The sequence below is a fragment of the Amycolatopsis vastitatis genome (assembly GCF_002234595.1).
Taxonomy (GTDB): Bacteria; Actinomycetota; Actinomycetes; order Mycobacteriales; family Pseudonocardiaceae; genus Amycolatopsis; species Amycolatopsis vastitatis.
Map to the genome: position 1 here is coordinate 277,469 of NZ_NMUL01000039.1, position 12,051 is coordinate 289,519.

The 12,051-nt window shown below is 66.5% G+C and carries 11 protein-coding genes and 1 pseudogene; 8 read left to right on the plus strand and 4 right to left on the minus strand.

The genetic code is table 11. From position 1 onward, the window contains the following. Positions 1-304 precede the first annotated feature (304 nt). A pseudogene (locus tag CF165_RS34090) lies at positions 305-1,569 on the plus strand (IS110 family RNA-guided transposase). Positions 1,570-1,669: 100 nt separating this feature from the next. Here CF165_RS34090 and CF165_RS34095 read toward each other — a convergent pair. Together CF165_RS34095 and CF165_RS53870 are read right to left on the minus strand one after the other, a co-directional pair. Beyond that, positions 1,670-2,278: a transposase gene (locus tag CF165_RS34095; protein WP_093951690.1), complete on the minus strand. Its 609-nt coding sequence runs from the start codon at positions 2,276-2,278 to the stop codon at positions 1,670-1,672. Next, positions 2,242-2,415 carry a helix-turn-helix domain-containing protein gene (locus CF165_RS53870; RefSeq protein WP_205661039.1) on the minus strand — a complete coding sequence of 58 codons (174 nt, stop codon included), beginning with the start codon at positions 2,413-2,415 and terminating at the stop codon, positions 2,242-2,244. The genes CF165_RS34095 and CF165_RS53870 overlap by 37 nt, the downstream gene beginning before the upstream one ends. Between CF165_RS53870 and CF165_RS34105 the strand changes: the two genes are divergently transcribed. Continuing rightward, on the plus strand, positions 2,347-2,754 hold the full coding sequence (locus tag CF165_RS34105) for an aminotransferase class I/II-fold pyridoxal phosphate-dependent enzyme (protein WP_276209748.1): 408 nt from the start codon (positions 2,347-2,349) through the stop codon (positions 2,752-2,754). The genes CF165_RS53870 and CF165_RS34105 overlap by 69 nt on opposite strands. A 199-nt stretch (positions 2,755-2,953) precedes the next feature. Here the strand turns inward: CF165_RS34105 and CF165_RS34110 are convergent, their stop codons facing one another. Beyond that, positions 2,954-3,526 carry a helix-turn-helix domain-containing protein gene (locus CF165_RS34110; protein WP_158226869.1) on the minus strand — a complete coding sequence of 191 codons (573 nt, stop codon included), beginning with the start codon at positions 3,524-3,526 and terminating at the stop codon, positions 2,954-2,956. Between the two features lie 137 nt (positions 3,527-3,663). Between CF165_RS34110 and CF165_RS34115 the strand changes: the two genes are divergently transcribed. From CF165_RS34115 to CF165_RS34135, 5 genes are all read left to right on the plus strand, one after another. After that, on the plus strand, positions 3,664-4,881 hold the full coding sequence (locus tag CF165_RS34115) for an MFS transporter (RefSeq protein ID WP_093951693.1): 1,218 nt from the start codon (positions 3,664-3,666) through the stop codon (positions 4,879-4,881). A gap of 627 nt (positions 4,882-5,508) precedes the next feature. Continuing rightward, the gene (locus tag CF165_RS34120) at positions 5,509-5,982 is read left to right on the plus strand and encodes a cobalamin B12-binding domain-containing protein (RefSeq protein ID WP_205661040.1); all 474 of its coding nucleotides are present in this window, start codon (positions 5,509-5,511) and stop codon (positions 5,980-5,982) included. A gap of 8 nt (positions 5,983-5,990) precedes the next feature. Continuing rightward, a complete protein-coding gene (locus CF165_RS34125; RefSeq protein ID WP_093951716.1) occupies positions 5,991-7,286 on the plus strand; it encodes a methylaspartate mutase in 1,296 nt (431 codons plus the stop codon). Further along, complete coding sequence (locus CF165_RS34130) at positions 7,283-8,275, plus strand: asparagine synthetase A (protein ID WP_093951694.1); 993 nt, start codon at positions 7,283-7,285, stop codon at positions 8,273-8,275. The genes CF165_RS34125 and CF165_RS34130 overlap by 4 nt, the downstream gene beginning before the upstream one ends. Continuing rightward, positions 8,272-9,531, plus strand: a complete 1,260-nt coding sequence (locus tag CF165_RS34135; RefSeq protein ID WP_093951695.1) for a glutamate synthase-related protein — start codon at positions 8,272-8,274, stop codon at positions 9,529-9,531. The genes CF165_RS34130 and CF165_RS34135 overlap by 4 nt, the downstream gene beginning before the upstream one ends. Here CF165_RS34135 and CF165_RS34140 read toward each other — a convergent pair. Further along, positions 9,494-10,711, minus strand: coding sequence for a helix-turn-helix domain-containing protein (locus CF165_RS34140; RefSeq protein ID WP_143268723.1), 1,218 nt, complete (start codon positions 10,709-10,711; stop codon positions 9,494-9,496). The two genes, CF165_RS34135 and CF165_RS34140, sit on opposite strands and share 38 nt — an antisense overlap. 584 nt (positions 10,712-11,295) lie before the next feature. On the opposite strand from CF165_RS34140, the gene CF165_RS50485 reads away from it, so the two are divergent. Then, a partial coding sequence (locus CF165_RS50485; protein WP_205661041.1) for an AfsR/SARP family transcriptional regulator occupies positions 11,296-12,051 on the plus strand: 756 nt, incomplete at its 3' end.

Genomic DNA, 12,051 nt, shown 5'->3' on the forward strand with positions numbered 1-12,051 from the left:
TGGACATCGCCTCGCGTCTTGTGGACCGAGCTTGGGCGCCGCAACTCGGTTTCGACGCCTATCCCGACCGCGCCGGTTAGTCATTGGTCGCCCTGGCGGGCGGCCTCTTCCCGGGCTGAAAATTGGTGCTCCGGTCGCCCGTCGACGTCGTGTGTCCTTGGTCCGGAGAGGCCGTCGGTTAGTCGGGTGCCGGGAACCGCGTCGATGGGCCCTTCACTGTTGCTGCGAGCACGAGGACTAGATTCGCTGTTCCCCAGCGGTTCCCACGGGCGATCGGCCTGTCGGTGCGAACTGGTGGTGTGCGATGGACGAGACAACCGATGATCAAGAGATCGTGCAGCGGATCGCGGCATTGGATATCGGCAAGGCCGAACTGGTGTGTTGCGTGCGAGTGCCGGGCGCTGGCCCTCGCGCTCGACGCTCGCAGGAGGTCCGCACCGTCTCCACGATGACTCCCGCGCTGTTGGGGCTTGCGGACTGGCTACACGGACTGGGCGTGACCCGGGTGGTGATGGAAGCCACCAGCGACTACTGGAAACCACCGTTCTACCTGCTGGAAGCAGCCGGGCTGGACGTGTGGCTGGTCAATGCCCGGGACGTGAAGCATCTACCGGGTCGCCCCAAAACCGACCGGCTGGACGCGGTTTGGCTGTGCAAGGTCGCCGAGCGGCAGATGCTGCGCGCCAGCTTCGTCCCGCCGGCACCGATCCGGGTCCTGCGTGACCTGACCCGCTACCGCTGGGACCTGGTAGCCACCCGCACCGCCGAGAAACAACGGGTGGAGAAGCTGCTGGAAGACGCTCAGATCAAGCTCTCCGTGGTGGCGACGGACGTCTTCGGAGTGTCCGGCCGGGCGATGATGACCGCGTTGATCACCGGGCAGCGTGACCCGGGCGTGCTGGCCGAGCTGGCCCGGACCTCGCTACGCCGCAAGATCCCCCGGCTGCGGGAGGCCCTGACCGGTCGTTTCGACGATCATCATGCGTTCCTGCTGACCAAGATGCTGACCCGGATCGATGCGTTGACCGCCGACATCGCCGATGTCCAGGACCACATCGAGAGCAAGATCGGCCCTTTCGCAGCCGCGGTGGCCCGGCTGGATGAAATCCCGGGTGTCGGGACCGCCGCAGCCCAGGTCATCATCGCCGAGATCGGGGTGGACATGAGCCGGTTCCCGACGCCGGCGCATCTGGCATCGTGGGCCCGCTTCGCGCCGGGTGTCTCGGAGTCCGCGGGCAGGAAGAAGGGCGCGGCCGGCACCGGACACGGCAATCCCTACCTGGCCAGAGTGCTGGGCGAGGCCGCGGTCGGCGCCGGTCGAACCAAGACATTTCTGGGTGAACACTATCGGCGCATCGCTCGGCGACGGGGCGCCAAACGAGCCATCGCCGCCGTCGGGCGCTCCATCCTGATCATCATCTGGCATCTGCTGTCCGACCCCGACACCGATTCCACGACCTGGGTCCGGGCTACTACGACACCCGGATCAACGCCGACCGCAAGATCCGCAACCACGTACGCGAACTGCACGCCCTCGGCTACCGCGTCACCCTGGAACCCGCAGCCTGAACAGCCAGCAACCACGACCCGGCCTCGCTGCGCCCCGCCGGGAACTACCACCTGTCCAGGTCACCACAATTTTCGGACTACAGAGGTTGAATGGCTGGGATTACGGCGGTTCCAGGCCGGTGTGAGCGAAGAAGGCGTCGAGCAGTTCGGGTCGGTACTGGATCCGTTTGAGCCGGTTCTTCACCACGGCGACCAGGTGGTCGATGCCGCGCACGATGAGGTTCCCCAAGCCGCGCTTGACATGTGACCACACGTGCTCGACCGGGTTCAGGTCCGGTGCGTAGGCCGGAAGTCGGATCACCTGGAGCCAGTCGCGTGCCGCGATCAGTTTCCGCATCGCTGCGCTGATGTGGGTGTTGAGGTTGTCCCAGATCAGCACGATCGGGCCGTCCAGCTGCTGGTGTGCGGCGTCCAGCAGATCGGCGTAGTCGGTCTCGGCGAAGCTGCGCCGCTCACCCTTGCGGCCGCGATGGGTCAGGGTGCGATAGATCAACCGGGACCGATGCCCCGGCCGCACACAGACCAGCCCGGCGACCGAGACCCGCCCTGAGCCTTTGCCGGACACCGGGACCTGCGGAGTATGCCCACGCCGGCCCCAGGTGCGGGCTTTCGGCGGACGCAGAGTCTGACCGGCTTCGTCCTCGAAACACAGCCACGCACCCTGCTCCGCCGCTACCGTTTTCCCGCCGGCCACACCTCCCGCCGCCATGTGGTGATGGCCTCCTCGTCCCGCTCGATCGCCCGGTGCGCCGGAACCTGCGGAGAGAACCCCATGCGGTGCAACAGATACGACACCCCACGCAGCGTGTAGCGGATATGGAACAACCGCGCGATCAGATCGGCCACCCGCGCCAACGTCCAGCGCTGGTCCTCTTTCTCGACGAGACCTACCAAGAGTTCTCCGGCGCGCCGAGCGTGCTCAACGGCGCTCGCCCGGGCCGCGGCCTCGTGGTATACCGCAGCTTCGCGAAGGCATTCGGGCTGGCAGGCATCCGCGTGGGTTGCCTCATCGCGGAGGCCGGGCTGATCGCCGAACTGGCGCCCGCCAGGCGGTTCATGCCCATCGACGCGGTCGGCCTCGCCGCCGCGGCGGGCGTGCCAGCCCGGTGCTGGACGCGTTGCCGGGCGACCATATACAGGGTCAAGCACTGCGCTCGTCCGGCTTGCCGGGCCGGCTCCGCGTGAGCGTCGGCACGGCGGACGACCATCGCCGGCTCGCTCTCCGCCTGTCCGGTGTTCAGGTCCGCTGACCCCAATCCCGTCGGTATCGAAATGATCGAACCGAGGACGCCGTGTCTTTCGGAAGCCGAAACAGATCCCCGGGTGGACACCACGGGGTTGCAGTTCGGGATGTTGCTGGCGCGACGTTGAACACCGCGGCCGGTCAGCGCGGATCGGGTGTGGTGTAGTAGGCGACCACCATCGCCGTCGGTACGCCGTCCGGATCGCTTTCGGCCTCGGCGAATTCGGCAACGAGCGCCGAGAGCCGCTTCGCGAACGACTCCGCCCGCTCGACGGAGAGCCGGACGTCCAGGGCCGCGACGGTGGACGGTGGGAGTTGGCCGTCATAGCCACCGATCCGAGCGTGTCCGGCGCGGATAGCGCGGAAGAGGTCGCTGCGGTGCCGGTCGAGCACCGCACCGAAGGTGCGCAGTACCTCGTCGGAGGCCGCGGCCTCACCGAGGAAGGCTTCTTCGATCCGCACCGACCGCTGGCCGGCCCGGTAGCCCTGCTCGACGATCCCGCTGACCAGCCTGCTGCTCGCCACCTGGACCAGACCAACGCTGACCAACTGCTTCAGATGCCGGTACAGGCGCGTCTGCGAGACCTGGAGCTCGCGCGCGATCTCCTTGGCCGCGAGGCCGCCAACGGGAACGTCAGCACGCGTCATCAAGAGGTTGACGATGGCCAGCCGCAGCGGATCGGCCAGGGCACGCAAGGACTCGACGTCGTCCACGTACCGGACCGGGACGACGGGCGGGACAGGCTCATCGGTCATCTTGCCATCGTCGCAAACCTCTCCGCGTGCCTCTCGCGGCCTCGACCCATTCACGCTAGCATGAATGTTGTCGATCCGCTGAATGGGGAGGGCTTGTGACGACTCCGACCGGGCACACGGTGACCCCGCTGCACCGAAACCGCAACTACCGGCTGCTGTGGACGGGGTCCGCCGGCGCCTTCCTCGGCCTGTTCGCGCTCGAGACGGCAATGCCTTTGCTGATCTTGGGGACGTGGTCGTCCGCCGCGTTGACCAGTGTCTTCGCTGCTGTTCAGACCACCACCACCGTCCTGTGCGGGGCTCCGGCGGGCTGGCTGCTCGACCGCTACGACCGCCGGAAGCTGCTCGTGCTCGCCGAGACGGCCCGTGCGGCCGCGCTAGTCACGCTCGCCCTCGCCCTGTGGCTCGGCCAGCTCACGATCGCCCACGTGATCACGACCGCGGCGGTCCTGGGCAGCATGCAGACCGTCGGCACCGCACGGATGCTCCTCGTCCGGGCAAGCGTCCCGGACGAACAACTGACCGCCGCGGTCACTGGCGAGGAAGTCCGGAACAACGCCGCCGAGCTCGCGGGCCCACCATTGGGCGGCGTGCTGTTCGCCCTGTCCCCCGTACTCCCGTTGCTGGCTGCCACGGCCCTGTTCATGGTGTCCGCCGGGCTGACGTGGCTGGTCCGGCTACCGGCCAGGGCACAGTCACCGGCCGCTTCCGGCGAGGTGCTGAAGGGCCTGACCGCAGCGCTGCGGGAGAGAACCATGCGGGCCGCGATCCTGGTTCTCATGCTGATCAACTCCGTGGCGTGGATTGCCCAGCTCGTCACGATCGTACTGCTGCGACAGCACGGCATCGCGCCCTGGCTGGTCGGCCTCGTGGTCGCCGGGTTCGCCACCGGCGCGCTGGCGGGCACGGTGCTCGTGGCACCGCTCCAGCGGCGTCTAGGTCCCGGTGCCCTCCTCCTCGTGGTCGGGCTCGCCCAGGTGCCCACCCTGGCCGGGCTAGCCTTGCCGCTGGGGCCCTTGTGGGCGGCGCTGATGTGCCTGTGCTTCGGACTGGGCCTGCCACAGGTACGGGTGCTCCTCGACGTCCTCGTCATCCGCCAGATTCCCGACGAGCGGAGGGGACAGGCGCTGAGCGGTGTGTTCACCCTCCTGAGCCTCAGCTTGCCGATCGGCATGATCGGTGCCGGGATGCTGATGAACTATTCGACCCCGCGGACAACCCTGCTGACCCTTGCCTCGATCCTCCTGCTCGGCGTGGCCTGCGCCACCTTCAGCCGGTCGGTGCGGACTGCCCGGTGGCCGGGGAAGAGCTGACACGCGCGAATCGGAAGACCGTGGGTGCGGCCGCTTGTAACTGGAGTAGCGACCGGCCGGCGGGTGATCCGGTACGAGGTGAAGGCGGTGCGGGACTGGCCACTGGCGTATTGGACGTCGCGGTCGACGTGGGACACCGCCTCCGGTTCCATGAGACCGCGGGTGGTGGCGCGGCATTGCGGCGGCTGATCGCGGCCAGGCCGTGTTCGCTCGTCAGCCGATCCACCCACTTGGTCGCTTCCCGCAGGATCTCCTTCTTCACGTAAAGCTCGACGACCCGCTTCCGCAACCGCGCCACCTCATCGTTCCCGCCGGATCCTGGCCGGTGGCCCAGCCTCCGTGTCCGGACAGGCCACGTTCACCAAGGACCGCAGGGGTCGTGGTTGACCCCAGCTCCCGCGCGACCTGCCGCAACAGTCGATCACTCGAGTCGTCCAACCGCACCGCATCCCGGCGGAACTGCTCCGGATACCTCGAATGCGACATCAGGACATCCCCTCCAGACCACTGTCCGGAATCAAGGTGCCCGGCCCGAGGGGCAACTCCATACGAGTTGCCGGGCACATTCCTGGTGGGCTGCCGAGGATGCTGCGAGCATTACAGGAAATCCCAGGAAAGGCAGGACTGATGAGGCCCGACGCACAGCAGTTCGGCCGCAGGACCAGCACGTCCACAATAAGCCAGGACTTAAGCTCGTCAGGCCCCACCGCGCTTCTGACCACAACCGCCTCGGACGCGCACACCTGGAACCTCGTGTTCCTCCAGAGATGGCTTGAAGAATCTGGGTTGGCAGTGCTCAACCTCGGCCCCTGTCCGCCTGTCGGGCTGGTCATCGCTGAAGCGACGAGCGTGGTACCCAACCTCATCGTGGTCAGCACAGTGAACGGCCACGGCGTCAATGACGGTCTACAGCTGATCCGCGCGCTTCGCGCGGTGCCGTCCCTGCGCGCGACCCGAGTGGTCATCGGCGGCAAGCTGGGGATCGGCCTCGGCGGCCGCCGGTATCGGGAACGGCTACTCTCAGAAGGCTTCAGTGCCGTGCTCGACGGGGAGGACGGCATGAGCCGCCTACAGACCCTGCTCGCAACGCTCGTAGTGTGAGGCGCGAAATGAACACCGCAGTGCCCGGATCGTTCGGAGATGCCGTGGCCGCTGCCACCGCTCGACGCCGGCTCGTGGTGCAACCCCGGATGGGCATGTCCGACCCGCGCGTGATGCGAGAGGGCCTGCTAGCCACGAAACACGCGGCCGCGACCACAGTCGGCACCATCAGCGTCGACAGCTACACCCGCCTCGACGACCTCGAGTCGGCGACGCTGGCCGTCCTCGAAGGCGTCGACCTCAACGGATATCCGTTGGTGACGACGGGGACCGACGTCACCCGGGCCGTCCTCGACGGACTGCAGACCCCTGACTTCCCCGTCCAGGTGCGCCACGGCTCTCCAGTACCCCAGCGGATCGTGGTTGCGCTGATCGACGCGGGCATAGACGCCACCGAAGGTGGCCCGGTATCCTACTGCCTTCCCTACGGCCGCTTTCCGCTCCGCGATTCCGTGCGCAACTGGGCCGTCGCCACCGAAACGCTCGCCGCCGCCCGCGGCCAGGGCAGCCGGCCGCATCTGGAGACGTTCGGCGGCTGCATGATGGGACAATTGTGCCCGCCCGGCCTCCTGGTGGCGCTCAGCATCCTCGAAGCGATGTTCTTCGTGCAGCACGGGATCGGCAGCGTTTCGCTCAGCTACGCTCAACAAACCGATGCCGACCAGGACCGGGAGGCGATCCGCGCGCTGCGTCGCCTTGCCGGGGAGTACCTGCCGGAGGTGGACTGGCACATCGTGCTCTACGCCTACATGGGGGTGTACCCGGCCACCCGCTCCGGCGCCGAACACATGCTCGACGACGCGACCCGATTGGCGGTCGAGGAAGGCGCGGCGCGGCTCATCGTCAAGACCAGCGCCGAAGCACACCGCATACCGACAGTAGCAGAAAACGTAGCTGCCCTGGAACGAGCGGCACGAACGGCCGAGCGCTGTCACTTCGGCCACCGGCCGGAGGTGGAGGACACCGGAGTGGAAAGGGAAGCACGACTGTTCCTCGACGCCGTTCTGAGCTTCGGGCATGACATCGGGGCCGCGCTGATCCTCGCGTTCGCCAAGGGGCACCTGGACATACCCTACTGCCTGCACCCCGACAACGCCGGCGCGACGAGGGCGTTCATCGACGCACGCGGAAAACTCCGCTGGGCCGCAACCGGGGCATTGCCAATCCACCGAGAGACCACCGAAGAGGCGGACCTGAGCTCACGAGGTCTGCTCGAGTGCCTGTCCTACGTTCGCCGTAAGTACGACAGCGCCGCGACGATTGGAGCACCTGGCATGACACCCGCTGAACCGAGCCTCTCATGACGGACCCCGACCGTCGGTTCCCGCCGCCGCCCGGTCAGCACCTGCGCTCACCGGTCACTCAGCGGGCGCTGCGAGTCCAGGACCAGGTCCTGGTGGCCGCTCGCGCCTTCCTACGGCAAGAAGGATGCATCGAGCTGCCGACGCCGGTCGTCGGCCCGGTGACCGATCCCGGCGTGCGCGGCGCGAAGCAGCTCGACGTCAGCCTCTACGGCCACCGGTACAAACTGATGACCAGCGCAATTCTCTACAAGCAGGCATCGCTCACCGCGACGTCACGCCTTTTCTGCGTCGCCGCGAACCTGCGTGCCGAACCACCGGAAACTGCTGACACCGCCCGGCACCTGGTGGAGTTCAACCAGATCGATGTCGAGCTGGCGCACGTGTCCCGATCGGACGCCCAGGAGCTCCTCGAACGACTCGTGGTGCACGTGGTGAATCACGTCACCGACGTGTGCACCTCAGATCTCACCGCACTCGGCAGGGACCCGGCGAACCTTGTCTCGCTGCTCGACGAGCCGTTCGAAACGCTTACCCACCGGGAGGCCGTGACCCGGTTGCACGATCTGCAGCACACGCAGGATCTCCATGCGGAGATCAGCTGGTCAGGCGAGGCTTTGCTCTCACAAAAGGCAGCCGGACCATTCTTCATAACTCATTATCCGCGCGGGTCCCGCGGGTTCTACGACCGTCAGGACCCCGACGAGCGTGACGTTCTGCGCAATTTCGATCTCCTCGCGCCCGGCGGCTTCGGCGAGCTGGCCAGTGGCGGCGAGCGGGAGCACGACTACACGCGAGTGGTCACCAAAATGCGAGAGACCGGAGAAAACCCGGCGAAGTACCGTTGGTACCTCGACGTGCTCCGCGACGGCATCCCGCCCAGCTCGGGATTCGGACTCGGCCTCGAGCGGCTGACCCGATTCATCACCGGATTGGACTACCTGTGGCAAACGACCGCGTACCCCAAGGTTCCCGGACAGCTGGGAACATGAGGCAGCTGCACGCCGCCGGGTTCCCGGAGGCAGAAGTACGCGAACGAGCCCGCACCGGACCGGCCGCGATCTTCCCGCCACTCGAGGGGTACGGCCATGACGTCTACGGCCAGTCCGCGGTTGCCGAACTCACCGGGGATCCTCTTGCCCTTCTTCGCATCGTTCCGCCCGCCTTCATGCCCGACCGGCTGGCCAAAATGGTCGAACTCGGCCGCGAACCGGCTTTTCACGACGTTGACCTCAGTACCGGGATCGGCGGGTTCCGGTCGCCGTTGCCGGTCTACCTCTCCGCCTTCGGCTCGACCCAGCTGGGCAGCGCCTCCCACGCGGTGGAGGCGAGCAGGCAAGCGGGCAGCCTGGGTTTACCCATGGTCGTCGGGGAGAATGTGGTTCCGATCCACGGTTCTCGCTCCGCCGCACGATCCGTACTGGCCGATCGAGTGGATGCCTATCTGGACGCCCTACCGGACGGTGCCGGCGGCGTGGTCGTCCAGCAATCCACCGAGGACGCCGACGCCGAGGTCTGGAATGACATCTACAGTGATCTCGCCACCGAGCCGCTCCTGCGGTCGGAGCGACTGGGGTTCGAGCTCAAGGTCGGGCAGGGCGCGAAACCCGGGTTGGGCGGGATGACCGTTGTCGACGTCCGCAACGCCGCCTCGCTCACCTCACAGTATGCGACCCATTCGCTCTTCGGATCGGCCACCGCCTGCCTGCGCACGAGCATTCCGGGTACTTTCACCGAGGAGATACTCGTCAACCAGGTGCGCATGATGCGCAACAACTTCCCACGCGCTCGAGTGTGGGTCAAACTGCCCCCCGCGTCCGACATCGCCCACGCCGCTACGGTGGCTTGGGAAGCCGGAGCCGACGCGGTGACGGTCGACGGTGCGGAAGCCGGCACAGGCTGGGCGCCCAAGGCGTTTCTCACGAGCGTCGGACTGCCGCTTGGGGTTTGCTTGGACCTGCTTCGAGGCTCGTCCGGTTGCCTGCTGAGTTCCGGCAGGATCTGGGAAGGGACCCGCGCAGTGAAATGCCTGGCCCTCGGGGCGCGGTCGGTCGGCCTGGGGCGGGCCGCCTTGATCGCCGTGGACGAAAACCCTCGCCACGGTCTGGTACAGCTGGTCGAGGCGTTGGCGCTCGAGCTTCGAATGCTGATCAGTTCACTCGGCGTGTACACACCGAGCGCCCTCGCCCCGAACCACCTGTGGCCGCCCGTTACTGACCGGTCAGGTTCACCGACGCGGACCTCATGAACCTCCGGACGTAGCCGAGCACGTCGTAGGCGTATTCCGGACCGCGCCGCACCTGTACGAGCGAGAGTTCCACCAGCTTGGCCAGCTGGGCAACGACGTCCTGACCGACCGCCTGCACGCGCTCCGCCTCACGGAAGACCTCCGCGACGGTGAACGGACCCGGCAACGCCGACAACACGCGAAGCATCGCACGGTGCCTCGGGTCGAGCATGTCCACACTCCAACCGACGCTGCCTGCCAGCGTGCGCTGGTGCGGCAGACCGCGACCCGTCGACTGTCCGAGTACCGCCTCGATCGGGTCGGTCTGCAACAAGGCGTCCAAAGACGCGGAACGCAACCAGACGGCGGCGGCCTCCAACGCGTCGGGCATGTGGTCAAGTAGCTTGCATAACCTCAGGACCGCCGGTAGCCGGCTGCTGAGATCCAAGGTCGGACACAGCACTGCAAGCCGTCGGAACAGGAATCTTGCCGCATACTCACCAGAGGGGTCCTCGCTCGCCCCGAAAGGCCGGACTTCACAGACGGCCGCCCCCGGTAAGAGCAAAGTTCGACGCGACGTGATCAGCACCCGGATACCGGGGTACGCACCGAGCAACCGCCACACCAGGTCGACAGCCTCGTCCAGAACCCGTTCGACGCCGTCGAACAACACGATGCCGCGAAATTTCTCGCCATCCATGTCGAGCTCGCGTGTCAGCTCACCGATCTCCAAGTCGACTCCGGCCACCGCCTCCGCGCCGATGACGACGATCGGTTCGGCATCGCGTCGAGCAACCCGCCCCGCGACCTCCACGGCCAGCCGGGTCTTCCCGACCCCGCCGGGGCCGGTCAGTGTCAAGCAACGGCTCTGCCACAGGGCGTCCACCAACTTCTCGACCTCACCCGCATGGCCAACCAGCGGATCTAGATTGATGCACAATCCGGCCCAACCTTGGCCGGCCCTGCTTTTGACCGACATCGGCAGGGCGCCACCCGCTCCAGAAATTGTCGTCAGCAAAAGCTCAACCGAGGCGCGCCGGGGCGACCGGGTGGCGCCGGTCTCGATGTTCCGAATAGTCCGAACGCTCACGGACGAGCGGTTGGCGAGTTCTTCCTGCGACCAGCGCAGTGCTGCGCGCTGAGTGATCAGATACCCGGCAAGGCCGGATCTACCTTCGGACATCGACTCGCTATTCGACACCACAAACACCCCTCGATTTATGGACAATTCCCACAAAATATTCGCAATTGCTCCGCACGCTGCCGAGCCCCATCCACGAAAGAGCCCTCGGCGGACTGGTCAAATCGCGGCACAACTGCGTCACGAAGACCCAGCGTGGCCCACCGAGGATCCCCATGCCGGGCGGGCAGCCGGCATCGACGCCAGGGCTGCGTTCGTGACGGCGAGCTGCTCGACCCGTCAAGTGTCTTCGCCGTCAAGCCGTGGCGAGCTCCCAGTCGGCAAGCACTCCGGCCGGACGCTTCCGGCGCGCCACCCAGCGCTTGGTGCTTCTCCGGATTGCCGCGGTCACCTCTATCCCGATCCCGGCTTTCGCGTTGCAACGCCGGCTCCGCCGCTGCGCGGATCACTATCGACCATTCGGCCGGTCAACTTCCACGTTCAGACACCTCGCGAGCCCCTTCTGCCGGCTTGACTGACAGTCACCCCACAACGACGCGACCAGCCCCGAATGATGCTGCCCCACGCGGTCCTTGTTCCATCCTCGACACGTCCTCGATCTTGCTATCGTTGTCATGATCGGGTCCGTCGAAGGAGGGGGCGGTATGAGATTTGGCGTACTGGGGCCTTTGGAAGTAACTGATGGTGACCAACGTCTAACACTCGGTGGACCGAAGCAGCAGAAAGTCCTCGCCGCTCTCCTGCTTGCGCACGGCCACGTCGTCCCGATCGAGACACTCATCGACGTAGTCTGGGAGACCGAACCTCCTGCCAGCGCCGAGAAGCAGATCCGCAACGCAGTGTCGAACCTTCGAAGTGCCTTGGCCGCGAATGCGCAAGTAATCGAGTCGACGGCGGCCGGATATTCGTTGACAGCAGCTGCACAGCTGGACATGATCGACTTCACGGATCGACTCGACCGAGCCCGAAAATTACGGAAAACGTCAAGCAACACGGAAGCTGTCAACGAATTCCGTGCCGCACTGAGGCTGTGGCGAGGCGCCGTCTTGGCCGGTCTTGACTGCCCGGGACTGATCCCGCAGATCACCGGGCTGCACGAACAACGGCTGGCTGCCTACGAAGAGTGCGTCGAGCTCGAGCTCGAGCTCGACCGGCATCGGCAGCTTACCGATGAGCTGACACGGTGGACGGAAGAGCACCCCCTTCGCGAGCGGCTCGCCGGTCTGTTGATGCTGGCGTGGCACCGATCAGGTTCCCGCGCCCAGGCGCTGCTGGCCTACCAGCGCATCGAAAACGCGCTGGGTGAGCAGCTCGGAATCGGACCGGGACCCGAGCTCAAACGCCTGCGAGAACAGATCACCGATACACCTACCGCGGCAGCCGCGGAACGCTGGACGCCA